The following is a 23,918-nucleotide window of genomic DNA, read 5'->3' as shown; positions in this document are numbered from 1 at the left end:
AGTCGCGATGACCTCACCAGGTGTCCACAAACCGCCCCGGCTGGCGCGGCTGCTGGGTGGCCGAGGCCAGGCCGCGCAGCAGCCAGCTGCGGGTGTCGGCCGGGTCGATGACGGCGTCGATCTCGAGCGTGGCGGCCATGTTCATGGCCTCGCCGTTGGCGTACTGCTGCTCGACCAGGCGCTTGAACAAGGTCTCGCGCTCGGGGCCGGCGGGGGCGGCCTCCAGCTCTTTGCGAAAGCCCAGGCGCACGGCGCCCTCCAAGCCCATGGCGCCGAATTCGCCCGTGGGCCAGGCGACCGTGAACACCGGCGCATCAAAACCGCCCGCTGTCATGGCCTGGGCGCCCAGGCCATAGCCCTTGCGCAGCACCACGGCAAAAAACGGCACGCTGAGGTGGGCGGCCACCACGAACATGCGGCACACATGGCGCACCTGGGCCTGGGCCTCGATGTCGGGGCCGACCATGAAGCCCGGGGTGTCGGTGAGCGAGACGATGGGCAGGCCGTGCGCATTGCACAGCTGCATGAAGCGGGCTGCCTTGTCGGCCGCCTCGACATCGATGGCGCCGCCCAGATGGCGCGGGTTGTTGGCGATCAGGCCCACGGCCCGGCCTTCGATGCGCGCCAGCGCGGTCACCATGCCGGCGCCAAAGCCGGCGCGCAGCTCCAGCAGCGAGCCTTCGTCGACCAGGCCGCGCATCACCTCGCGCACCTCGTACACGCGCAGGCGGTTCTCGGGCACGGCGTGGCGCAGCCGACGCGGGTCGGGGGCCTGCCACTCGGCCAGCGGCCCCTGGAAGTACGACAGGTATTGCCGCGCCACGGCCACGGCCTCGGCCTCGTCGCGCACCAGCACATCGATCACGCCATTGGTCGACTGCACGTCGCTGGGGCCGATCTGCTCGGGCTTGAACACGCCCAGGCCGCCGCCCTCGATCATGGCCGGCCCGCTCATGCCGATGTTGCTGGCCTCGGTGGCGATGATCACGTCGGCACAGCCCAGCAAGGCGGCATTGCCGGCAAAGCAGCGCCCGTGCACGATGCCCACCACCGGCACCTGACCCGACAGGGCTGCAAAGCGGCTGAAGGTGTGGTTGTTGAGGCCGGCCACGATGGGCATGTCGGTATCGCCCGGCCGCCCGCCGCCGCCTTCGGCAAACAGCACCACCGGCAGGCGCAACTGGTGCGCCAGCGCCAGCATGCGGTCGGTCTTGTGGTGGTTGCGCATGCCCTGGGTGCCGGCCAGCACGGTGTAGTCGTAGGCCATGACCACGGCGCGCGAACGCTCGGGGCCGAACTGCGCCGCGTTGACGCTGCCGATGCCGGTCACCATGCCGTCGGCCGGGGTGTTGGCGATCAGGTCTTCGAGGCTGCGGCGCCGGGTCTGGGCGGCAATGGCCAGCGCGCCGTATTCGATGAAGCTGTCGGCATCGCACAGGTCGGCGATGTTCTCGCGCGCGGTGCGCCCGCCCTGGGCATGGCGCTTGGCCACGGCGGCCCCGCGGTTCTGGTCGAGGGTGTGGGCGTGGCGGTCGATCACGCGCTGCAGGTCGGGGCGGATGTGGTCCGGGTCCAGCGCTTGCTGCACGGCCTGGGCCTGCAGCGCGCCGACCACGGGCTCAAGCACCAGCACCGCCTGGCCGGCGCTCAGGTAGTCGCCCGGCTCGGCGGCCAGGGCCAGCACGCGGCCGGCCTGGGGGGCCTGCAACACGTGCTCCATCTTCATCGCCTCCAGCACCGCGAGCGGGGCGCCCGCCGGCAACACATCGCCCACCGCCACATTGAACTGCACCAGACGCGCCGGCATGGGGGCGGCCACCGCGCCCTCGGGCAAAGCCGCCACAGGGGCACGTGACTCGGTGGACGCAACCTGCGGGACGGTGGGCGCCACCGGCACGGCGGCCAGCAACTCGGGCAGCACCTGCTCCAGCCAGCGGGTGTGGATCTGCTGGCTGGCCATCTCGGACCGGGCCGCGATCACCCGCAACAGGCCCAGGTTGGTGGCCAGGCCTTCGATGCGGCACTCGGCCAGGGCACGCTGCGAGCGCCGCAGCACGTCGGCAAAGGCCGGGCTGCGCGAGCTGACGATGAGCTTGGCCAGCAGGGTGTCGTAGTGCGGCGAGGGGCTGGCGCCGGCCACACCGTGGGTGTCGATGCGGATGCCGGGCCCGGTGGGCAGCTCGAAGCGACTCAGGCAGCCGTGGCCGGGGATGGCCTGGCCGTCGGCGCTGAGGGTTTCGGCGTTGATGCGCCACTGCACGGCAAAGCCGCGTGGCTCGGGGGGGCGCAGCGAATCCAGCCCCAGCTGGGCCAGACTGCGGCCGCCGGCCAGGGCGATCTGAAGCTGCACCAGATCCAGGCCAGTCACCTCTTCGGTGACGGTGTGCTCAACCTGCAACCGGGCATTGGCCTCGATGAAGACAAAGGGCAAGTCGGCCGAGGCCAGGTCGACCAGGAATTCAAAGGTGCCCAGGCCTTGGTAGCGCAGCTCGCGCGCCAGCCGCAGGGCCGACTCGGTGAGGGCGGCGCGCAGGGCCGGCGTGAGCGAGGGACTGGGCGCCACCTCGACCAGTTTCTGGAAGCGCCGCTGCACGCTGCATTCGCGCTCGCCCAGGGCCATCACCTGGTGGCCGTCGCCCAGCACCTGCACCTCGATGTGGCGGGCCCCGGTCATGAGGCGCTCCACATACACGCCCTCGACGCCGAAGGCCGCCAGCGCCTCGGAGCGGCAACGCAGCCAGGCCTCGGGCAGCTCGTCGGGGTGCTGCACGGCCCGCATGCCGCGCCCGCCACCACCGCCCACCGCCTTGACCATCACGCCGGCGCCGTGCTGGGCGGCCATGAAGGCCTGGGCCGCTTCCAGCGTGACCGCCCCGGTGCTGCCCGGCATCAGCGGCACGCCGCCGCGTTGAGCCAGGGCACGCGCAGCGGCCTTGTCACCCAGGGTGTTCAGCGTGTCCACGCTGGGCCCGATGAAGCGCAGGCCGGCCTGGGCGCAGGCCTCGGCAAAGTCGGCGCGCTCACTGAGAAAGCCGTAGCCCGGGTGCACGGCCTGGCAGCCGGTGTCGCGCGCCACGGCGATCAGGGCCGCGGCATCAAGGTAGGCCGCCGGGCCGGTGGCGGCCAGCGCCACGGCCTGATCGGCCGCACGCACATGGGGTGCCTCGGCATCGTCGCGGGCATGCACCGCCACGCTGGCGATGCCCATCTCATGCAGGGCGCGCACGATGCGCAGGGCCACCTCACCACGGTTGGCGACCAGGACTTTGGAAAACACAGGATGGGTCACAAGGGCTCCAGACCGGTTGAAACAGAAATGCGGGACGGCACGAATGGCAATCAAGCCACGTCGCGCAGCAGGCGGCGCAGCACCTTGCCGGCCCCGGTGGCGGGCAGCGCGTCGATGAAGCGGACCTCGCGTGGGGCCTTGTAGGGGGCCATGTTGTCACGCGCCCATTGCAGCAACTCGGGCGCCTCCAGGGCGAGACCGGGCTTGCGCACGATGAAGGCCCGCACCACCTCGCCCTTGTCAGGGTCGGGCACGCCCAGCACGGCGGCCTGGGCCACTGCGGGGTGCTTGATCAGGATGGTCTCCACCTCTTCGGGAAACACGCTGTAGCCCGAGACCTTGATCATCTCCTTGAAGCGACCGATGAAGGTGAGGTAGCCCTCGGCATCGAGCCGGCCCATGTCACCCGTCCAGACCCAGCCCTGGCGCAGGGTCTTGGCGGTGGCCTCGGGCTGGTTCCAGTAGCCCTTGAAGTTGCCCGGGCTGCGCAGGGTGATCTCGCCCACTTCGCCGGGGGGCAGCGTGGCACCGGTCTCGGGGTCGACGATGCGGATCTCGTTGCCGGGCACGGCTTTGCCGTGCGCGCCCCAGCGGATGGCGTCATGCGGCATGTAGGTGTCGACCGTGTGGGTCTCGCTCAGGCCGTAGGCGGCCTCGAAGCTGGTGCAGTTCGGGGCCAGGCCATGCCATTGCCGTGCCAGGGCCTCGGTGAAGGTGATGCCGAAGCTGGTGACGGGGTTCATGCGCAAGGCCGAGAAATCGAGCTCGCGCACACCGGGCACCTGCATCACCGCCACGTTCATGGGGGCAATGCTGTACCACCAGCTGACGCGGTGCCGGGCCAGCGCCTGGGCCGTGGCCACGGGGTCGAAGCGCTGCAGCAGCACCGTGGTGGCCCCGGTGTAGACCGGCACGTTGATGCCCATCACCATGCCGGCGATGTGGTACAGCGGGGCAATCGCCAGCAGCACGTCATTCGGGGTCACGACGTTGCAGTTGGCGGCCGCCGCGGTCTTGAACAGGGCATTGCCGTAACTCAGCATGGCCCCCTTGGGCAGGCCGGTGGTGCCCGAGGTGTAGGTCATCAGGGCTACGTCATCGAGATGGATCGTCACCGGCGCGGGCTGGCCGCCCGCATCGAGGGCCGCCTGGAAGTCTTCGCAACCCTCAGGCCGCGGCAAAGGGTTGTCGCGCAGGGCCAGCAGCTCCGGCGGCACATCCAGGGCCGGGTCGGCGGGCAGCCAGGCGGCCTGGCGCACCATGAAGACCTGCTGCAACGCCGTCTGGGCGCGCACGCGCTCGACCACGGGCAGCAGGCTGTCGGCGGCCACGATGACCCGGGCGCGCAGGTCGTTGAGCTGGTAGCTGAGCTCGTGCTCCTTGTTGAGCGGGCCGCAGGGGCAGACGATGGCGCCGATCTTCTGGATGCCGAAGTGCGCCACCACGTACTGCGGGCAGTTGCCCAGAAACAGGGCCACCGGCTCGCCCGGCTGGACCTGCAGTGCTTGCAGGCGCGCGGCAAAGGCGTCACTGGCGCGGTCGATCTCGGCCCAACTGAGGGCGCGCCCGTACCAGAGGTAGGCCACGGCCCCGGGCCGCTCGCGCGCGTGGCGACGCAGGTGTTCGTGCAGCGGAACTTCGGCAACAGCGGCGGGCTGGGCGGTCGGGGCCATGGTGTCTCCTTGGGTGTGATGGGGCTTGCCGGGGCTTTCCTGGGAAGAAGCCGGCCCGGGCGGGCATCAGGGTTAGCGATAGGAATGATGCCTCGCAAGCGGCTTGCCAATATATACCGACAGGTAGAACAATGCTACCCAAAGGTAGAACCCGCGCGACAGGCAAAATCTGGCCATGAGCAAAAAATCAACCCCTCCCCGTGGCCGCCAGAAGGCCGATACCGCCCGCACCGACGAGAAGCGCGAGAGCATCCTGCGCGCCGCCGAAGGCCTGTTTGCCGAGCAAGGCTATGCCAACACCACCATTGACCAGATCGCCCAGCGCCTGGGGGTGACCAAGCCTTTCGTCTACTACTACTTTCACAACAAGCTCGAGATCTTCGAGCAGCTGTCCTGGCGCCCTGCGGTGGCCTGCTTCACCAGCCTGGACTTTGCCGACGATGACCCCCGCCCCGCCCATGAAAAGGTGACCGAAGGCATCGAACGCTTGATCCGCGCCACGCTGGCGCACTACCCTGCGGCCTTTTTCCCCTACCGCGAGCCCCAGGTCTACCGCCCCGAGTACCTGGTGGCCCAGAAGAAGCTGGCCAACCACTTCTACGACCGGCTGTGCGCCCTGCTGGAGCAAGGCCGCGAAGATGGCATGTTCGATTTCGACGAGACCCGCATCACCGCCCTGGCGGCCTGCAGCCTGCCCGGCTTTCTGTACAACTGGTACCGCCCCGATGGCCGCATGAGCCCCGAAGAGCTGGTGCAGACCTTGGCCCCGCTGGCCTGGCGCGTGCTGGGGCTGCGGCGCAGCCGCCGCCGCGGCGCAGCGGCCGCCTGAACCGGCGGGATGCAGCATGAGATCGGCCGGTCGGATGGATTCCCTCAGGCGCCCCATCGGGTCGCCCTCTCACCCCCCCAACGGAGACACCTCATGAACCATCCCCCGCGCCGAGTTGGCCGCCACGCACTCAGTGCCGCCGCCCTGCTGCTGACAGGCCTCGCCGGCAACGCCTGGGCCGCCCCGGCCGACGCGCCTTTCAAACTGGCCTACATCGATCCGCTGTCCGGGCCCTTTGCCAATGTGGGCGAGCTGATGCTCACCCACACCCAGTTCGCGATCGAAGAGATCAACGCCAAGGGCGGCATCGCGGTGGCCGGCCGCAGCCCCGTGAAGCTGCAGCTGCTGCAGTTCGACAGCAAGCTGTCGGCCCAGGAAAGCCTGAGCGCCTTGCAAGCGGCCATCGACCAGGGTGCTCGGGCCATCGTCACCGGGGGCTCGGGCTCCTCGGTGGTGGCGGCCCTGGTGCAGGCCGTGGCCAAACACAATGAACGCAACCCTGATCGGGCGGTGCTGGTGCTGAACCACTCCTCGATCGACCCCGACCTGACCGGCAAGTCGTGCAACTTCTGGCATTTCCAGTTCGAGGCCAACACGGCCATGAAGATGAAGGCGATTGCCAACACCATCAAGAAGATGCCCGAGGTCAAGAAGGTCTACCTGCTGAACCAGGACTATGCGCACGGCAAGCAATGGGCGCACTACGGGCAAGAGCTGGTGGGCCTGGCGCGGCCCGACATCCAGTTTGTGGGTGAGACCCTGCACCCGATCGGGCGGGTGAAAGACTTTTCACCCTATGTGGCCAAGATGAAGGCCGCGGGCGCCGATTCGGTGATCACAGGCAACTGGGGCCAGGACATGACGCTGCTGCTCAAGGCGGCGGGCGATGCTGGCTATGGGCTGCGCTACTTCAACCACAGCGCGGGCTCGATCCCGGGCACCGTGCTGGCCGTGTCGCAGGCCAAGCTGGGGCAGCTGACCTGGGTGGCCGAATGGCACCCCGGCGAGGCCGACACGCCCCGGGTCGACGCCCTGGCCAAGGCCTACAAGGCGCGCACCGGCAAGGATTTTCTGGCCCCCCGCATCGACATGACACCGCGCTTCCTGGCCGCCGCCATCCAGAAGGCGCAATCGCTGGATGCCGCCAAGATCGCCCGTTCGCTCGAAGACCTGACCCTGGACACCCCGGTGGGCCCGGTGCGCATGCGGGGTGAAGACCACCAGGCCCTGCTGCCCCAGGTGGTCAACACCATTGCGCCGGTCGATGGCAAAACCGTCAAGGTCGGCTGGGAGGGCACGAACTACGGCTTCCGAACCGATGCGATGTACACCGGCAACGAACTGGCGCAGGGCACCGAGTGCCGGATGGTGCGGCCGCAACCGTGAGCGCTGTGACCGCAACGCCCCCTGCCCTGGCGGCCAAAGCCGCCTGAGACACCGCACAATCGGGGGCTGCCCTGCCTGCCCCTGACCATGAGCGATACCCCCACCGATCTCGACCGCATCGACCTGCGCATCCTGCAAGTGCTGCAGGAAGACGGACGCATCTCCAACCTCAAGCTGGCCGAGTCCGTGGCCTTGTCACCCACGGCCGTGCTGGCCCGGGTGCAACGCCTGACCCGCGAGGGCTACATCCTGGGCTACGAGGCGAGGCTCAACCCGCTCAAGCTGGGGGCCGGCATGATGGTCTTCGTGGAGGTGCTGCTGGACCGCACCACGCCCCATGTGTTCGAAGAATTCCAGGCCGCCGTGCAGATCCGCCCCGAGATCATGGAATGCCACATGGTGGCCGGCGGCTTCGACTACTTGCTCAAGACCCGCATGGCCGACATGGCCTCGTACCGGTCGTTTGCGGGCTCGGTGCTGTGGCAGCTGCCCGGGGTGCGTGAAACACGCACCTATGCGGTGATGGAAGAGGTCAAGAACACCACCCGACTGAAGCTGCTTTAGGCCCCACCGGGCAAGCCAGGATCGGCCCGCCGGGCTTGCGAACGGGCCGGCGGCCTGGGTTGAGCAACGCGTTCAATGCGCCTGAACCACAGGGCCACCAAAGCCGCCGCCCTGATGGCCCGGCAGCATGGGCTCCATCGGCAACGGCTCAGTCTCGGCAATGGCTCAGCGGGCCAAGGCCCCCATGATGGCCTTGACCTCCAGGAAATCACGGAAGCCGTGCTCGCCCCACTCGCGCCCGTTGCCCGATTGCTTGTAACCCCCAAACGGCGCCGCGAAGTCGGGGCCTGCGCCGTTCAGGTGAACCATGCCTGTGCGCAGTTGCTGGGCCACCCGGCGTGCATGGTCCAGGCTGCCCGACTGAACGTAGCCCGACAGGCCGAATGGGGTGTCGTTGGCCAGGCGGATCGCCTCCTCTTCGCTGTCGTACGGGATCATCACCAGCACCGGGCCAAAGATCTCTTCGCGCGCAATGGTCATGTCGTTGCGCACGTCGGCGAACACGGTGGGCTTGACGAAAAAGCCCTGTGTCAAGCCTTCCGGCCGGCCGATACCGCCGACGACCAAGGTGGCGCCTTCGGCGATGCCTTGCTGAATCAGGCCCTGGATCTTGCTGAACTGTGCCTGGCTGGCGACCGGGCCCATGTGCATGCCCTCGGCCAGCGCGTCGGCCACCGGAGTGGCCTCTGCAACGGCCTTGGCCAGGGCCATGGCCTGTGCCTGCTTGGCACGCGGCACCAACATGCGCGTGGGCGCGTTGCAACTCTGGCCCGAATTCATCAGCACGGCTTGCACCCCCTGCTTGACGGCCTTGTCGAGGTCGGCATCGTCCAGCACGATGTTGGCCGATTTGCCCCCCAGTTCCTGGGCCACCCGCTTGACCGTCTCAGCCGCGGCCTTGGCCACGGCAATGCCCGCGCGGGTGGAGCCCGTGAAGGTCATCATGTCGATGTCAGGGTGAACCGACAGCGCATGCCCCACCGTGAGGCCGTCGCCGTTGACCAGGTTGAACACGCCGGGGGGCACCCCCGCCTCGTGCAGTACCTCGGCCACCAGCAAGGCGTTGAGGGGCGCCATTTCAGACGGCTTGAGGACCATGGTGCACCCCGCGGCCAGGGCCGGTGCGACCTTGCACATGATTTGGTTGATGGGCCAGTTCCAGGGTGTGATCATGCCCACCACGCCCACAGGCTCGTGCACGATCGCCGTGGTGCCGTGCACCTGCTCGAACGCAAAGTTCTTCAGCACCTCCAGGGTGGTGGCCAGATGCGCCACACCCATCGCCGCCTGCGCCGCCTTGGACAACCACAGGGGTGCGCCCATTTCCAGAGAGATGGCCGCCACGATGTCGCCGTAGCGCTTCTGGTAGACCTCCAGCACCCTGCCCAGCAGGGCCAGGCGCTCTTCGCGCGTGGTCTGCGAGTAGGTGACAAAGGCGCGCCGCGCGGCGGCCACGGCCCGGTTGACATCGGCGACGCCCCCCATGCTGATCCGCGCACAGACCGCTTCGGTGGAGGGGTTGACGACGTCGTGGGTCGCCGGTGCGGCGGGATCGGCCCACTGCCCGTCGATGTAGAACTTGAGGGGGTGTTGCACGGTCATGGGGTCTCCTTGGGGGTTATTGAGCGCTGGGGGGGCGAATGGCGTCGGCGGTGCCCTGGATGAAGGCCTTGATCGCCTCCACCTGATCCGCCGTCAGCTTGCCGGTGAAATCAGGCATGCCGCGTGAGGTGGCCGGCCCGTTGAAGATGAAGCTGGGCAGGTGCTCGATGTAGTCTGCGTCGAGGTAGGCCAGGTTGGGCAAGGCGCCACCTTTCTGGACGCCAGGCACGCCGTGGCAGACATAGCAATTGGCCAGGTACAGACCCATGCCTTCAGGCACCTTGGCGGGGTCGTACTTCACGCCTTGCAGCAACTTGCCAGCGCGATACGCCACAAAGTCAGGCAGCTTGGCGCCGCCCCCCAGCGCAAAGGTATAGACGGTGCCGGGCATCTGTTTGTCTGAGGCGCGGTCCGCCAAACCGTAAACGCCCCCCCACCCCACGGCGATGGACACGTATTGCTGGCCGTCCACCAGGTAGGTGCTGGGCGCGGCCACGACGCCGGTACCCACCGGGCTCTCCCAGAGCGTCTTTCCGCTGGTGGCGTCATACGCCACAAAGCGCCCATCGGCCGTGCCCTGGAACACCAGATTGCCGGCCGTGGTCAACGTGCCACCGTTCCAGGGTGAGATGTGCTCCACGCGCCAGACTTCTTTCTGGCGCACGGGGTCCCAGGCGAGCAGACGGCCCATGGGTTGGCTCTTGGGCGGCTCGGCGGGAATGATCTTGGCGGTGTTCCAGCCCGTGCCCGATCCCAGGGCCATGGGCCGCAGTTGATTGAACTTCCAGCCTGGATCATCCACCAGCGCCGCAGGAATGTGCTGCGCGGGCAGGTACACCAAGCCGGTTTGGGGGTTGTAAGACATGGGGTGCCAGTTGTGTGCGCCGTTGGGGCCCGGCACGGCGTCGGGGTCGCGTCCATCGCGCGCCGCCGCAATGCCAATGGGGCGGCCGTTCTTGTCGTAGCCCTTGGCCCAGGTCACCGGCACGAAGTTCTTGGCGGAGATGAACTGGCCATTGGTGCGATCCAACACAAAGAAGAAGCCGTTCTTGGGCGCGTGCAGGATGACCTTGCGCCGTTTGCCGCCCAGCAGGATGTCCGCCAGGATCATGGGCTGGGTCGAGGTGTAGTCCCAGTTGTCCGAAGGCGTCTCCTGGTAATGCCATTTGTACTTGCCTGTGTCCGGGTCCAGCGCCACGATGGAGCCCAGGTACAGGTTGTCGCCCCCTTTGGGGCTGCGCACCTTGGCCGACCACGGCGAGCCATTGCCCACACCGACGTACATCGTGTTCAACTCGGGGTCGAAGACCATGCTGTCCCACAGGGTGCCACCGCCGCCCGCCTTCCAGTACTCGCCACTCGGGTCCCAGGTTTTGGCGGCCGCCTTCAACTCAGGCGTCTCGTAGGGCTGGGCCGGGTCGCCTGGGACGCTGTACCAGCGCCAGCGCTGCTCGCCCGTCTCGGCGTCGTAGGCGGTGATGAAGCCGCGCACGCCGAATTCGGCGCCGCCGTTCCCGATGATGACCTTGCCCTTGAACACACGCGGTGCGCCCGTGATCGTGTAGGGCCCGGGGTGACCCTCCAGGGTGTTTTTCTCCCACACCACCGCACCGGTGGTGGCGTCGAGCGCGATCAAACGTCCGTCAAAGGCGCCCACGTAGACCTTGCCTTTCCAGAGCGCCACACCGCGGTTGACCACGTCACAGCACCCATTCTTGCCCCGAGCGGGATCGATCTTGGGGTCGTAGCTCCAGATTTTCCGCCCTGTGCGCGCGTCGATGGCGTGCACCACGCTCCACGACGCGGTCTGGTACATCACGCCGTCGACGACAACCGGTGTGGCCTCCACGCCGCGCGTGGACTGCAGGTTGTACGACCAGACCAGACCCAGTTGCCGGGCGTTGCCGGCATGGATCTGGTCCAGTCGGCTGTAACGGGTCTCGGCGTAGTCGACACCGGTGGAGGGCCAGTCGGGTGTCTTGAGTTGGTTGGCGCGAATGAAGGCTTCGTCGACACGCTTCACGGCCTCCCTGTGCGGGCGGGCATCTTCCTGGGCCAGGGCAGAAAACGCCCACAAGCTGATGAACAGTGCAGGCAGTGCGGTGGCAAGCATGGTGTCTCCTGGGTGGTATGTCGCAAGTCCGCTCGCGGCACCAGCGCCTCAGAAGTTGGGATGACCGGCCACGCTGGGGGCGCCCGCCATGCTTTCTGGAGCATTGGTGCTCCGCGATGGAGCCAGCCGAAGATCATGTATCTGCCCAGCGCACTCGACCGGCTGCGCGCGCCCACACCCGCCGAGCGCGCCGCCATGGCGCATCGCCGGTACTTTGTGCAGAGGGATGCGCCGATCAGCCCATGAGAATGAGCACGCGCCGAAGCGCGGTGTCCACAGGCCGTGGCCCGGCCGGGGCTCAGGCCACGGGGTAGCTGCGCCCGCCGAAGATGGCCGTGCCCACGCGCACCATCGTGCTGCCGGCGTGGATGGCGGCCTCCAGGTCACCGGTCATGCCCATGGACAGGGTGTCGAATTGGGCCGCCCCGGGCAGACCCGCCGCACGCACCGCATCGAACAGGGCCCGGGCGCGCAGATGCACCTGCTTTTGGGCCTCGAAATCGGCCCGTGGCTCGGGGATGGTCATCAGCCCGCGCAGGCACAGGCGCGGCAGCAGCGCCACCTCGCGGGCCAGGGCCAGCACCTCATCGGGCGCCACACCCGACTTGCTGGCCCCGCCGTCGATGTTGACCTGCAGGCAGATCTGCAGCGGGGGCTGGTCGGCCCCGCGCTGCTCGCTCAGGCGCTGGGCGATCTTCAGCCGGTCCACCGAGTGCAGCCAGTCGAAATGGGCCGCCACCAGGCGGGTCTTGTTGGATTGCACCGGCCCGATGCAATGCCACTCGGGGCGAGGGCGCAGGGGCTCGGGCGGGGCGTCCAGGGACTCGATCTTGGCCACGCCTTCTTGCAGGTAGTTCTCGCCAAAGGCGTGTTGGCCGGCGGCGGCGGCCTCGCGCACCGCGTCGGGGCCAAAGGTCTTGGACACGGCCAGCAGGCGCACGCTGCCCGGCGCGCGCCCGGCTGCCTCGCAGGCACGGCGGATGCGCTCCTGCACAGCTTGGAGGTTGTTACCAATCATCGTCATAATTACCTGCGAGCGTAGCAAACTATCAAGTGGAAAGAGGGATTCCGTGGACATCACCCAGTTGCTGGCATTCAGCGTCAAGAACAAGGCCTCCGACCTGCACCTGTCGGCCGGCCTGCCACCGATGATCCGGGTCCACGGGGATGTGCGCCGCATCAATGTGGATGCACTTGACCACAAGACGGTGCACGCCATGGTGTACGACATCATGAACGATTCGCAGCGCAAGGCTTACGAAGAGTTCCTGGAGGTCGACTTCTCGTTCGAAATCGAAGGCCTGGCCCGCTTCCGGGTCAATGCCTTCAACCACCAGCGTGGCTCGGGCGCGGTGTTCCGGACCATTCCGTCCAAGATCCTGACGCTGGAGCAACTCAACGCACCCAAGATTTTTGCCGACCTGTCGCTCAAGCCGCGCGGGCTGGTGCTGGTGACCGGGCCGACCGGCTCGGGCAAGTCGACCACGCTGGCGGCCATGGTCAACTTCCTCAACGAGAGCGAATACGGCCACATCCTGACGGTGGAAGACCCGATCGAGTTCGTGCACGAATCCAAGAAATGCCTGGTCAACCAGCGCGAGGTGGGCCCGCACACCCTGAGCTTCAACGCGGCCCTGAAATCGGCCCTGCGTGAAGACCCGGACGCCATCCTGGTCGGTGAAATGCGCGATCTGGAGACCATCCGACTGGCCATGACGGCGGCCGAGACCGGCCACCTGGTGTTCGGCACCCTGCACACCTCGAGTGCGGCCAAGACCATCGACCGGATCATCGACGTGTTTCCGGCCGAAGAGAAGGAAATGGTGCGCGCCATGTTGTCCGAGTCGCTGCAGGCGGTGATCTCGCAGACCCTGTGCAAGACCAAGGACGGCCAGGGCCGCGTGGCGGCGCACGAGATCATGGTCGGCACCAGCGCCATCCGCAACCTGATCCGCGAGGCCAAGGTGGCGCAGATGTACTCGGCCATCCAGACCGGCAACAGCGTGGGCATGCAGACCCTGGACCAGTGCCTGACCGATCTGGTGCGGCGCAATGTGATCAGTGCAGCCGAAGCCCGCAGCAAGGCCAAGACGCCGGAAAACTTCCCGGGCTGACGCTCTTCACGCCCAGAACAACACCACAAAACAAAAGCAAGGGAGTCACCCATGAAAGGCATCCTCGGACTGCTCAGACAGAAGACCGCACCCCGCCCGGATGACCCGCAGGACTCGGTTCTGTTCTCGACCGCCTTTGCCGGCCAGGGCGTCGACTCGGCCATGCTGGTGCCCTGGGAGGCCCGCGCGGTCGAGGTGGGCGCCAAGCGCCTCTCGTCCGCCCAGGGCAGCAAGATGCTGCAGGGCCTGTGGGCGCGCGACAAGTACATGGCGCAGTTGCCGGCCGACGGCATCGAGCGGATGGAGCGTTTCTTCGACTTTGCCACCGTGCCGGCCAACCGCGACCTGATCCTGCAGGACGAGTACGGCAACTTCATGGTGGTGTTGCTCAACGGCGCCATCGCGGTGGACCGGGTGCAGCCCTGGGGCGAGCACCTGCGCCTGGCCGAGACCCGGCCCGGCGACATCCTGGGCGAGATGTCGCTGCTCGACAGCGGCATCCGGTTCTCGGCCTGCACCACCCTGACGCCCTGCGACGTGGCGGTGCTCAGTGCCGACACCCTCGACGAAATGATGACCCAGGCCCCTCAACTGGCCGCCAGCCTGGTCGCCCTGCTGGCCCGCAAGCTCTCACTGCGCCTGCGCGTGGTGAGCGCCCGGCTCAGCGACCACCAGAAATAGACACAGCCCCCACAGCAGGACATCTCCACATGGAACGCGATCAGGCGAGCAAATTCATCAACGATCTGCTCAAGCTCATGGTGAGCAGAAACGGCAGCGACCTGTTCATCACCGCCGAGTTTCCACCGGCCATCAAGGTGGACGGACGCATCACCAAGGTCTCGCCTCAGCCGCTGACCTCGGTGCACACGGTGGCGCTGGCCCGCTCGATCATGAACGACAAGCAGTCGGCCGAGTTCGAACGAACCAAGGAATGCAACTTCGCGATCTCGCCGGCCGGCATCGGGCGCTTCCGCGTCAATGCCTTCCTGCAACAGGGCAAGGTCGGCATGGTGTTGCGGGTGATCCCGATGACCTTGCCCACCATCGACGACCTGGGCCTGCCCCAGGTGCTCAAGGAAGTGGCGATGACCAAGCGCGGCCTGTGCATCATGGTGGGCGCCACCGGCTCGGGCAAGTCGACCACGCTGGCCTCGATGGTGGACTGGCGCAACGAGAACTCCTACGGCCACATCATCACGGTCGAAGACCCGGTCGAGTTCGTCCACCCGCACAAGAACTGCGTGGTCACCCACCGAGAGGTGGGCTTGGACACCGACAGTTGGGAGGCCGCACTCAAGAACACCCTGCGCCAGGCGCCCGATGTGATCCTGATGGGTGAAATCCGCGACCGCGAAACCATGGAACACGCCGTGGTGTTCGCCGAGACCGGCCACCTGTGCCTGGCCACCCTGCACGCCAACAGCGCCAACCAGGCGCTCGACCGCATCGTGAACTTCTTCCCCGAAGAGCGGCGCGACCAGTTGCTGATGGACCTGTCGCTGAACCTGCGCGGCATGATCTCGCAGCGCCTGATCCCCAAACAGGACGGCAAAGGCCGGGCCGCCGCGGTCGAGGTGATGCTCAACACCCCGCTGATCTCCGACCTGATCTTCAAGGGCGAGGTCTCCGAGATCAAGGAGATCATGAAGAAGAGCCGCAACCTGGGCATGCAAACCTTCGACCAGTCGCTGTTCGACCTGTACGAGAGCAACGTCATCACCTACGAAGATGCATTGCGCAACGCCGACTCGCTGAACGACCTGCGCCTGCAGATCAAGCTCAACAGCCAGCGCGCCCGCAACCAGGACCTGTCCGCCGGTACCGAGCACTTCGCCATCGTCTGAAACCCGCGCCGCCGGCCCCCATGCCGGGGGCCGGCGGCTTTTCTTTTGCCAAACCCCATCCACTCGCACTGATCGCCATGTCCAGCACCAACGCACGTACTTACGAAGCCACCCCCTCGCTCAAGGTCGCCTTTCTCGGCCTGGGCGTGATGGGCTACCCCATGGCCGGCCACCTGGCCCTGGCCGGTCACCAGGTCACGGTGTACAACCGCACACCCGCCAAGGCCGAGGCCTGGGTGAAGGAGTTTGCGGCCACTGCCGCCCCCCGTGCGGCAGCCACCCCCCGCCTGGCCGCGCAGGACGCCGACCTGGTGTTCTGCTGCGTGGGCAACGACGACGACCTGCGCTCGGTCACCCTGGGGGCCGACGGCGCCTTCGCCGGCATGAAGCCGGGCGCCGTGTTCATCGACCACACCACGGCCTCGGCCGAAGTGGCCCGCGAGCTGGCCCAAGCCGCCCGCCAGATCGGCCTGCGCTTTGTCGATGCCCCGGTGTCGGGCGGCCAGGCCGGGGCCCAGAACGGGCTGCTGACCGTGATGTGTGGCGGCGAACAGGCCGCCTTTGATGCAGCCCGCCCGGTGGGCATGGCTTTCTCTCGCGCTTTCACGCTGCTGGGCGAGAGCGGCGCCGGCCAGTTGGCCAAGATGGTCAACCAGATCTGCATCGCCGGGCTGGTGCAAGGCCTGTCCGAAGCCATCGCCTTCGGCCAGAAGGCCGGGCTGGACATGCCCCAGGTGCTGGACGTGATCGGCAAGGGCGCGGCCCAGAGCTGGCAGCTGGACAACCGCGGCAAGACCATGGTGGCCGACCAGTTCGAGTTCGGCTTTGCCGTCGACTGGATGCGCAAGGACCTGGGCCTGGTGTTGGACGAGGCCAAGCGCAACGGCGCCCGCCTGCCGGTAACGGCGCTGGTGGATCAGTTCTACGCCGATGTGCAGCAGATGGGGGGCCGGCGCTGGGACACCTCCAGCCTGATCAAGCGCCTGCGCTGAAGCAAAAAAGCCGGCCCCGGGCCCCTGGGGCCCGGCAGCCGGCCTGGCTGGCCTGAAAGCAGCGCTGCCCGGTACCGATCAGCCGCCCGTCTTGGCCGGCTCGGCGTTCTTGGGCGGGGTGGGCATCTGGTTCTTGAGCTCTTCCTCGGAGATGATCTCGAACAGACGCACCACCTTCTGCACCCCGTCGACGCCGCGGGCGATCTCGGTGGCCCGATTGGCTTCGCGCTGGGTCACGCGGCCCATCAGATAGACCACCTGGCGTTCGGTCACCACCTTGAACGAATTCGAGATCAGGTCGCGCGCATCGACCAGGCTGGCCTTCACCTTGCCCGAGATCAGGGCATCGCGCGAACGATCGCTCAGGGGGCTGGCAATGCCGACCACCAGTTCGTTGTAGACGCCGCGCACGTTCTCGACGCGCAGCACGATCTGCTCGGCCTTCTGCTTGGCTTCGGCCGTGGTGGCCTCGCCGGTCAGCAGCACCTGGCGGTTGTAGCTGGTGACATTGACATGCAGGCCGTCGCCCAACGCCTCATGCAGGCGGTTGACCGAGCGCAGCTCGATGCCTTCATCTTCCACCTGCGCGCCGGAGGTGCGACGATCGGTGGCGACCATGCCGGTCATGACGGCCCCCCCGGCCACCAGCGGGAAGCAGGCCGTGAGTTGACTCACCAGGGCGGCGCCGGCCAGGGCAGCCAGGGCCACCCGTGTCAAACGTTGATTCATGTTGGAAGCTCCTGTTCACCAAGTAATTGGGCGTCCACCCCGTCGCAGATGCAATGCAGCACCAGCAGGTGGACCTCCTGGATGCGCGCCACGCGCTCGTGCGGGACGCAGATATGGACATCGGTTTCACGCAGACCCGCGCCCAGCGCACCGCCGCTGCGGCCCGTCAGGGCGACCACGGTCATGTCGCGTTCATGGGCTGCCTCGACGGCGGCCTGCACGCTGGGCGACTGGCCGTCGGCCGACAGGGCCAGCAGCACGTCGCCGGCCAGGCCCAGGGCGCGCACCTGGCGCGCAAATACCTGGCGGAAATCCTGCTCGGCCTGGGCGCTGAGGGCGGCCGCGTCGGTGCCCAGCGCCAGCGCAGCCAGCTCGGGGCGTTCGCGTTCGAACTGGCCCACAAAACTGGCGGCCGCGTGCTGGGCCAGGGCCGAGGAGGCGCCATTGCCGCAGACCAGGACCTTGCAGCCGCTGGTGACGCAGGTCATGATCGCCTGCACGGCGTCGGCAATGGGCTTGCTGAGGATCTGCGCCGACTGGTATTTCAGGTCGGCACTGTCGATGAAGTGCTGTTGGATGCGTTGCTCGAGCATGGGCGCCGATGATACCCCCGCACCATGACGGCCAGAGGGCTGAAACCAGGGTTGTCGGGCGGGTCAAGTGACAAGGCGCCCCAAGGCGGCGGGATCACGAGGCATCGAACGCCGCCTGAAGCCAATGCACGGTGCCTGGCGCATCGCCCTCGACCGAGACCACGTCGAAACGACAGGGTGGCGGCGTGGCCAGGCGCATCAAGTAGTGCCGCGCCGCCAGCACGATGCGGGCCTGCTTGGTCACCCCCACGCTGGCGGCCGCGCCGCCATGGGTGTTGGCCCGCCGGTGCCGCACCTCGACGAAGACCACCGTGCCATCGCGGGCGCGCATGATCAGGTCGATCTCGCCGCCACCGCGCCCGGGCGTTCGATAATTGCGCTGCAGCAGGCGCAAGCCCGCCGCCTGCAGATGCTGCAAGGCCTGCCGTTCGGCATGTTCGCCCAGCGCCCGCGTGGTCGGGCGGGCCGGCGCAGCCGGCTTCTTTCCAAGGAATCCCATTGAGCGCATCTTTTGCTTCTGCCCTGAGTGCCGCCCGCGAGGCGGCAGCCCCGCAGCATTACCCCCAGGGTACCCTTTACGTGGTGGCGACGCCGATCGGCAATCTGGCCGACATGACCTTGCGTGCACTGCATGTGTTGCAGTTGGTCGACGCCGTGGCCTGCGAAGACACCCGCCACACCCAGGCCCTGCTGCGGGCCTATGGCATCGACCGGCCTGGCGCCCAGTTGCTGGCCGTGCACCAGCACAACGAGGCCGAGGCGGCCCAGATGGTGATCGAGCGCCTGCAGCGTGGCGAGCGCATCGCCTACGCCAGCGATGCCGGCACCCCGGCCGTCAGCGACCCGGGCGCCCGCCTGGTCCAGGCCGTGCAGGCCGCCGGCCTGCGCACCGTGCCCCTGCCCGGGGCCAGCAGCGTGACCACGCTGCTGTCGGTGGCCGGTGTGGCGGCCCAGGCGCAACAGGCCAGCGGATTTGTGTTCGCCGGCTTTCTGCCCACCAAGTCCGGTGAGCGCGACCACGCCGTGCAGGCCCTGGCCGCTGAAGCGCGGGCCGTGGTGGTGCTGGAGGCCCCGCACCGCATCGAAGACCTGGCACGCGCCCTGGCCGTGCTGGGGCCGCGTCGCGTCACCCTGGGGCGTGAGCTGACCAAGCAGTTCGAAGAGGTGGCCACCCTGCCCGCCGAAGGCCTGAGCGCCTGGCTGGCTGCCCAGCCGCAGCGCACCCGAGGCGAGTTTGCCGTGCTGATCCACCCCCCCGAAGCCGTGGTGCAGGACCGTGGTGACGAGCTGCGCGTGCTCAAGCTGCTGCTGGCCGAGCTGCCCCTGAAGACCGCCGCACGGCTGTGCGCCGAGATCACCGGCGGCTCGAAAAACGCGCTCTACCAGGAGGCCCTGGAGCTCAAGAAAGGCCTGCCCTCCGAGGATTGAGGCTCAGCCCGGCATGCCGGGCAGGGATTTTTTGCGCCCGGGCTTGCGCGGGGCCTCTGGCGCCACCGGGCCGGCTCCAGCGTCAGCACCACCGCCGGCCTCGGCGGACACCTCCGCGCACGGCAAGGGCTGCAGCTCCTCGCAAGTCAGGGGATCGACTTCGGCCGATCCCGGCGCGCCAGGCGGGCAGGGAGACAAGGCCCCAGGCACGATCTGCGGCACCAGCGAACTGGTGGGCCAGGTGCGTTCAGCCTCGGCCAGCATCCAGCGGGTGCGTTCAATCAAAAAGTCCAGGAACGCCCGAGTGCGCGCCGGCACAAATTTGCGGCTGGGCATGGCGGCATACAGCGTGAAGCGGGCCGTGATCCACGGTGCCAGCACACGGCGCAGCTGCCCGATTCGCAGGTAAGGCGCAGCCAGGTCCATGGGCAGGGCACACACGCCCGCGCCATTGAGGGCCGCCTGCAGCACGGTGTCGGTGTGATCGGCCACCATCACGGGGTCGACCTGCACGTCCAGCACGCGATCGCCGTCATCAGGATTCATCAGGCGCCACACGCCAGGGCGCATGCTGGGCAGACGCAGGCGCAGACAGGCGTGGTTGCGCAGGTCTTCGGGCTGACGCGGCGTACCCGCCGCGCGCAGGTAGCGCGGCGAAGCGCAGACAATGCCCACGCTCGACACGATGGGCCGGGCAATCACGTTCGCGTCGTACTCGCTGCCCGCGCCCAACAGGGTGAGGTCGAAATCTTCGATGGCCAACTCGCTGGCCGAGGCGGTGTGGATGTCCAGCGAGACCCGCGGATGCAGGCGGCGAAACTCGGCCACCTGGGGGGCCAGGATGTGCACCGCCATCACAGGCTGGGCCTGGATGCGCAACAGGCCCGCCACCTCCTGGGTGTGCTCGCGCATCGAGGCCTCGGCCTCTTCGATGTCGCTCAAGATCAGCCGCAAGCGGGTCAGGTAGGCCTGGCCGGCCTCGGTGAGCGCATTCTTGCGGGTGGTGCGTTGCAACAGCCGTGTGCCCAGGTGCTGCTCCAGATCGTCCACCAGGCGCGTCACCACGGCGGGTGAGAGGTCCATGCGGCGGGCGGCGGCGGCAAAGCCGCCTTCGTTCACGACGGCCTGAAAAACCTTCATTGACTGCAGGCGGTCCATGGGGCGGCTCCAGAAATGGTTGACGTAGCAAAACGCTCATTATTTCTGAAACCGCCCCCTTCGGGCCCGTTAAATGGCAGGCCTTCAACCCAGGTTGGCCGGTGAATTGCAGCGCAGGTCCCCATGCCGGCGGTCACCGGCAGGGCTCCCCCTGAGGCAGCCGGGCCGGTCAGCCCTTCGCCATGACCACAAGTTTGCCTGCGGGGCAGCCGATTCACATTCTGTTTTTCGCAAAGATTGATCTTGAAACAGAAAATTTTTCTGCGATTTCACGAATCACCCTAGAATTTTCCGAATGGACAGAATAGACCGAAAAATCCTTCAGGTGCTGCAGGCGGATGCCCGCACCAGCCTGCAAGACATCGGGCAGGCCGTGGGCCTGAGCCCCTCACCCTGCTGGGGACGCATCCGCAAGCTCGAAGAGGCCGGCGTGATCGAGGGCTACACCGTGCGCCTGAACCCCCAGGCCCTGGGCCTGAACGAGACCGTGCTGGTGCAGGTCACCCTGGACAGCCACTCGGACAACACGCTGGAAAAGTTCGGCGAAACCCTGGCCGCCATCCCCGAGGTGGTGGAGGCCCTGCTGGTGTCGGGCGAGTACGACTACCTGCTCAAGGTGGCAGTGCGCGACACGCGCGACTACGAGCGCTTTCTGCGCGAGCGCCTGTACCAGATCAAGGGCATTCGTCACAGTCAGTCGCGTTTTGTGTTGCGCACGCTCAAGAAAGCCGATCTGCCGCTGGGCCTGTGACGCACGGCCGCCGCCTGGCTTGTTTATGATCGCGGGTTGCGCCCGGCGTGCCATGGCCGCCCAGGGCTCTGAATTTCAGCCTGTCATCCATTCAACCCGGATCCGAACCGGATCCCCCACCCAGGAGACCCCATGTCCAGCAGCCAAGACAACGACAGCCAACAACGATTTGCCCTCGGTTTTCTCGCCGTCCTGATCCTGCTGGTGGTGGGTTCGGTGGTGGGCACCGTGGTCGGCAAGTTCGGCGTCCGCCACCCGGCCCCCGCCGCCGCCGAAGCACCTGCTGCTGCCGCCGACGCCGTGGTGGAAGTGGCCTCGGTCAAGGTTGAGGACGGTGTGGTCAAGTTCTTCTTTGCCACCAACAGCGCCGACGTGGCCGAAGGTGCGCAGCAAGCCCTGGCCGAAGTGGCCCAAGGCCTGGCTGCCGGCCGCAAGGCCGCCATCTCGGGTTTCCATGACGCCACCGGCTCGGTCGAGCAGAACGCCGAACTGGCCAAGCAACGCGCCATCGCCGTGCGCGAAGTGCTGAAAGCCCTCGGCGCCAGCGAAGAAGCCATCGAGCTGCGCAAGCCCGAAGTCAGCACCGGCACCGGCAGCGAGGCCGAAGCCCGCCGCGTGGAAGTGATCCTGCTGCCGGCCAACTGATCAGCGCGCAGGCCTCACGCCCCGAACAGCCCGGCTTGCCCGGGCTTTTTCATGCCTGAGCAGGCCCAGGGGATGGGTCAGCTGCCACCAGAGCCTGCACCTGCTTGAACAACAGAGGTAGATCGCCCTGGATCGACTTCCAGACGATCTCCAGGTCCACCGTGTCATAGCCATGAGACACCCGGTTGCGCATCGTGTACATCACCTGCCAGGGAACATCGGCATGGCGAGCGGCAAACCCGGGGGCCACACGCTGGATGTGTTTGGATGCCTCGCCAAGAATCTCGATGTTGCGCAGCACGGCGTCCTGAACGAGTTCGCTGCTCATAAACGCCTGCTCATCCATGCCTGCCGTATACCGCGCGATACGTTCGAGGGCCTGGAGCATGTGCTCCAGATAGTCAGGCACACGCAGGGCCTTGTTCATACCGGAACGGCCTCGGCGAGCACGGCACCGCGGAATTTCTCAGGAAGCGCCTTCGGGGTCAACACATCGACCGACACACCCAACAATTGCTGCAACTCGACCTGGATCGCCGCCACATCCATCAAGGTCGTCTCAGGTGTCGGGTCAATCAGGAGGTCCAGATCACTGCCGTCGGTGTCCACCCCGTGCAGCACCGAACCGAACACGCGCGCGTTGCAGGCACGATGCAAAGCCACCACGCGCCGGATTTCGGAACGGTTCAAGGCCAGAGCAACGGAGGGCTTCATACACGCTCCCACAACGAAATTCGGTTGGACGCCAGAACCCGGGATTTCCCACTGGCTCAGCGGGCCCATTGTGCCAAATGTGCCCATTGAGGGGGCCACACAGCGCGCCGTGGGCCCACTCACCCCATGTGCCCGTAAGCCAACCCCGAAGCCACACCACCGAACAGATCGCCCTCGACCAGGGGCACGCCCGGGAAGGCCTGGGCCAGGGCCTGCTGGAACGGGCGCAGGGCCGATGAACCACCGGTCAGGTACACAGCGCCCAGTTGCTGCGGCTGCAGCCCGGCCGCGCTCACGCACTGCAGTGCGCAGGCCACCACCTGCTGCAGCAGGTGGTCCAGATGGCGGGCCAGGTCCTCGGGGCTCAGGCTGGCCTGCAGGCCGGCTTCGATCAGTGACAGGTCGATGGTCTGCGGCCCCTGGCCGGAGGAGCAGCCGATCTTGGCCTGCTCGACGCTGTTGGCCAGGCGGTGGCCATGGCGCTCGCGCAGCACGGTCATCAGCCGCTCGTGCAGGCGCAGGTCGCTGTAATCGATCTTGAGTTCGGCCGCCTCACGCACCGCCTTGGGCGTCTGCTGCCAGTGGATCAGGTGCCAGGTGGCCAGGTCGAAGAACACACGGCTGGGCACCTCGCGCCCCTTGGGGCCCAGGTGGCGGTAGCCCAGCAGGGGCATGACCTGCTCCAGGTTCAGGCGCTGGTCGTAGTCGGTGCCGCCGATGTGCACGCCCGAGGTGGCCAGGATGTCGGCCTTCCGGTCGGCCTGGGCGATGCGCTGCGGGCCCAGGCGCACCACGGTGAAGTCGGAGGTACCGCCCCCGATGTCGACCACCAGCACCAGGGTCTCGGCGCTCAGGCGGCGCTCGTAGTCCAGCGCGGCAGCGATGGGTTCGAGCTGGAAGCCCACTTCGCTGAAGCCGCAGCCGGCAGCGGCCTGCAACAGCATGTCCTGCGCCAGTTGGTCGCGCTCAGCGTCGTCGTCCACGAAGTGCACCGGGCGGCCCAGCACCAGGTGGCGCGGCAGGCCGCCCAACTGGGCTTCGGCGCGGCGCACCAGCTCGCCGAGGAACATCGAGATGATCTCCTGGAAGCTGATCTGCTGGTCGTTCACCGCCGTCTTCTCAAGCAGCAGCGGGCTGCCCAGCAGGCTCTTGAGCGAGCGCATCAGCCGGCCTTCGGTCTCGCTCAGGTAGCAGGCCAGGGCGTCACGCCCGTAATGCACGGTCTTGTCCTCGGCATTGAAGAACAGGGTGGTAGGCAGGGTGGTGGCCTGCCCCTCCAGCACCATGAGGCGGGCGTCCTGCCCTGGCTGGGCCCAGGAAGCGGCCGAATTGGAGGTTCCGAAGTCGATGCCCAGCGTGCCGGGAAGTGTGCTTGCCATGAAATGCCTGAACGCCCCGGCCGCCCCACAGGCCCGCCGAGAACAAAAAAATCGAAGGCCGGGATTGTGTCACAGCCCTGGCGGGGCCAGGGCACGCTACGCTCGGGGCACC

General features: G+C 67.4%; 22 protein-coding genes. 10 read left to right on the top strand and 12 right to left on the bottom strand.

Going from position 1 to position 23,918, the window contains the following annotated elements:
• Window positions 1–13: 13 nt before the first annotated feature.
• Complete coding sequence (locus tag AC07PT_RS21795) at window positions 14–3,277, bottom strand: acetyl-CoA carboxylase family protein (RefSeq protein WP_494658057.1); 3,264 nt, start codon at window positions 3,275–3,277, stop codon at window positions 14–16.
• A 62-nt stretch (window positions 3,278–3,339) separates the two neighbouring features.
• Window positions 3,340–4,962 carry an AMP-binding protein gene (locus tag AC07PT_RS21790; RefSeq protein ID WP_494658056.1) on the bottom strand — a complete coding sequence of 541 codons (1,623 nt, stop codon included), beginning with the start codon at window positions 4,960–4,962 and terminating at the stop codon, window positions 3,340–3,342.
• A 175-nt stretch (window positions 4,963–5,137) separates the two neighbouring features.
• Here AC07PT_RS21790 and AC07PT_RS21785 point away from each other — a divergent pair, with 175 nt between their 5' ends.
• From AC07PT_RS21785 to AC07PT_RS21775, 3 genes are all read left to right on the top strand, one after another.
• Window positions 5,138–5,791 (top strand): TetR/AcrR family transcriptional regulator, encoded by a 654-nt coding sequence (locus tag AC07PT_RS21785; protein WP_492349698.1) that lies wholly within the window; start codon window positions 5,138–5,140, stop codon window positions 5,789–5,791.
• A gap of 93 nt (window positions 5,792–5,884) precedes the next feature.
• Window positions 5,885–7,177: a branched-chain amino acid ABC transporter substrate-binding protein gene (locus AC07PT_RS21780; protein ID WP_492349697.1), complete on the top strand. Its 1,293-nt coding sequence runs from the start codon at window positions 5,885–5,887 to the stop codon at window positions 7,175–7,177.
• An 87-nt stretch (window positions 7,178–7,264) separates the two neighbouring features.
• On the top strand, window positions 7,265–7,741 hold the full coding sequence (locus AC07PT_RS21775; RefSeq protein WP_492349696.1) for an Lrp/AsnC ligand binding domain-containing protein: 477 nt from the start codon (window positions 7,265–7,267) through the stop codon (window positions 7,739–7,741).
• A gap of 165 nt (window positions 7,742–7,906) precedes the next feature.
• Here AC07PT_RS21775 and AC07PT_RS21770 read toward each other — a convergent pair whose 3' ends face one another.
• From AC07PT_RS21770 to AC07PT_RS21760, 3 genes are all read right to left on the bottom strand, one after another.
• Window positions 7,907–9,337 carry an aldehyde dehydrogenase family protein gene (locus tag AC07PT_RS21770; RefSeq protein WP_494658065.1) on the bottom strand — a complete coding sequence of 477 codons (1,431 nt, stop codon included), beginning with the start codon at window positions 9,335–9,337 and terminating at the stop codon, window positions 7,907–7,909.
• A 22-nt stretch (window positions 9,338–9,359) separates the two neighbouring features.
• On the bottom strand, window positions 9,360–11,456 hold the full coding sequence (locus AC07PT_RS21765; RefSeq protein WP_494658055.1) for a PQQ-dependent dehydrogenase, methanol/ethanol family: 2,097 nt from the start codon (window positions 11,454–11,456) through the stop codon (window positions 9,360–9,362).
• 298 nt (window positions 11,457–11,754) lie between these two features.
• Entirely contained in the window at window positions 11,755–12,480 is a 726-nt protein-coding gene (locus AC07PT_RS21760; RefSeq protein ID WP_494658054.1) for a YggS family pyridoxal phosphate-dependent enzyme, read from the bottom strand.
• A gap of 46 nt (window positions 12,481–12,526) precedes the next feature.
• Here AC07PT_RS21760 and AC07PT_RS21755 point away from each other — a divergent pair, with 46 nt between their 5' ends.
• The 4 genes from AC07PT_RS21755 to AC07PT_RS21740 all read left to right on the top strand — a co-directional run bounded on the left by AC07PT_RS21755 (window position 12,527) and on the right by AC07PT_RS21740 (window position 16,409).
• Window positions 12,527–13,570 carry a type IV pilus twitching motility protein PilT gene (locus AC07PT_RS21755; protein WP_492349693.1) on the top strand — a complete coding sequence of 348 codons (1,044 nt, stop codon included), beginning with the start codon at window positions 12,527–12,529 and terminating at the stop codon, window positions 13,568–13,570.
• Window positions 13,571–13,621: 51 nt separating this feature from the next.
• Window positions 13,622–14,251 carry a cyclic nucleotide-binding domain-containing protein gene (locus AC07PT_RS21750; protein ID WP_492349692.1) on the top strand — a complete coding sequence of 210 codons (630 nt, stop codon included), beginning with the start codon at window positions 13,622–13,624 and terminating at the stop codon, window positions 14,249–14,251.
• Window positions 14,252–14,280: 29 nt separating this feature from the next.
• Window positions 14,281–15,417 carry a PilT/PilU family type 4a pilus ATPase gene (locus AC07PT_RS21745; protein WP_492349691.1) on the top strand — a complete coding sequence of 379 codons (1,137 nt, stop codon included), beginning with the start codon at window positions 14,281–14,283 and terminating at the stop codon, window positions 15,415–15,417.
• Window positions 15,418–15,494: 77 nt separating this feature from the next.
• Entirely contained in the window at window positions 15,495–16,409 is a 915-nt protein-coding gene (locus AC07PT_RS21740) for an NAD(P)-dependent oxidoreductase (protein WP_494658053.1), read from the top strand.
• A gap of 78 nt (window positions 16,410–16,487) precedes the next feature.
• Here AC07PT_RS21740 and AC07PT_RS21735 read toward each other — a convergent pair whose 3' ends face one another.
• From AC07PT_RS21735 to AC07PT_RS21725, 3 genes are all read right to left on the bottom strand, one after another.
• Entirely contained in the window at window positions 16,488–17,138 is a 651-nt protein-coding gene (locus AC07PT_RS21735; protein ID WP_494658052.1) for a BON domain-containing protein, read from the bottom strand.
• Window positions 17,135–17,731, bottom strand: coding sequence for an SIS domain-containing protein (locus AC07PT_RS21730; protein WP_492349688.1), 597 nt, complete (start codon window positions 17,729–17,731; stop codon window positions 17,135–17,137). The genes AC07PT_RS21735 and AC07PT_RS21730 overlap by 4 nt, the downstream gene beginning before the upstream one ends.
• Window positions 17,732–17,825: 94 nt before the next feature.
• On the bottom strand, window positions 17,826–18,230 hold the full coding sequence (locus AC07PT_RS21725; RefSeq protein ID WP_494658051.1) for a YraN family protein: 405 nt from the start codon (window positions 18,228–18,230) through the stop codon (window positions 17,826–17,828).
• Here AC07PT_RS21725 and rsmI point away from each other — a divergent pair.
• Window positions 18,230–19,159, top strand: a complete 930-nt coding sequence (rsmI, locus tag AC07PT_RS21720; protein WP_494658050.1) for a 16S rRNA (cytidine(1402)-2'-O)-methyltransferase — start codon at window positions 18,230–18,232, stop codon at window positions 19,157–19,159. The two genes, AC07PT_RS21725 and rsmI, sit on opposite strands and share 1 nt — an antisense overlap.
• 3 nt (window positions 19,160–19,162) lie before the next feature.
• On the opposite strand, the gene AC07PT_RS21715 is transcribed toward rsmI, so the two are convergent.
• Window positions 19,163–20,317: a LysR family transcriptional regulator gene (locus tag AC07PT_RS21715; RefSeq protein ID WP_492349685.1), complete on the bottom strand. Its 1,155-nt coding sequence runs from the start codon at window positions 20,315–20,317 to the stop codon at window positions 19,163–19,165.
• A gap of 295 nt (window positions 20,318–20,612) precedes the next feature.
• On the opposite strand from AC07PT_RS21715, the gene AC07PT_RS21710 reads away from it, so the two are divergent.
• Entirely contained in the window at window positions 20,613–21,068 is a 456-nt protein-coding gene (locus tag AC07PT_RS21710; RefSeq protein ID WP_492349684.1) for an Lrp/AsnC family transcriptional regulator, read from the top strand.
• Between the two features lie 132 nt (window positions 21,069–21,200).
• On the top strand, window positions 21,201–21,713 hold the full coding sequence (locus tag AC07PT_RS21705) for an OmpA family protein (RefSeq protein ID WP_494658049.1): 513 nt from the start codon (window positions 21,201–21,203) through the stop codon (window positions 21,711–21,713).
• 49 nt (window positions 21,714–21,762) lie between these two features.
• Here the strand turns inward: AC07PT_RS21705 and AC07PT_RS21700 are convergent, their stop codons facing one another.
• The 3 genes from AC07PT_RS21700 to AC07PT_RS21690 all read right to left on the bottom strand — a co-directional run bounded on the left by AC07PT_RS21700 (window position 21,763) and on the right by AC07PT_RS21690 (window position 23,806).
• A complete protein-coding gene (locus AC07PT_RS21700) occupies window positions 21,763–22,140 on the bottom strand; it encodes a HepT-like ribonuclease domain-containing protein (protein WP_492349682.1) in 378 nt (125 codons plus the stop codon).
• On the bottom strand, window positions 22,137–22,427 hold the full coding sequence (locus tag AC07PT_RS21695) for a nucleotidyltransferase family protein (protein ID WP_492349681.1): 291 nt from the start codon (window positions 22,425–22,427) through the stop codon (window positions 22,137–22,139). Before AC07PT_RS21695 ends, AC07PT_RS21700 begins: the two co-directional genes overlap by 4 nt.
• 119 nt (window positions 22,428–22,546) lie before the next feature.
• Window positions 22,547–23,806, bottom strand: coding sequence for an Hsp70 family protein (locus AC07PT_RS21690; RefSeq protein WP_492349680.1), 1,260 nt, complete (start codon window positions 23,804–23,806; stop codon window positions 22,547–22,549).
• Between the last annotated feature and the right edge of the window lie 112 nt (window positions 23,807–23,918).

The organism is Curvibacter sp. GW821-FHT09D12, from assembly GCF_059416245.1.
The sequence above is the reverse complement of the archived record's forward strand: the minus strand, read 5'-3'. Positions and strand labels throughout refer to the sequence as shown.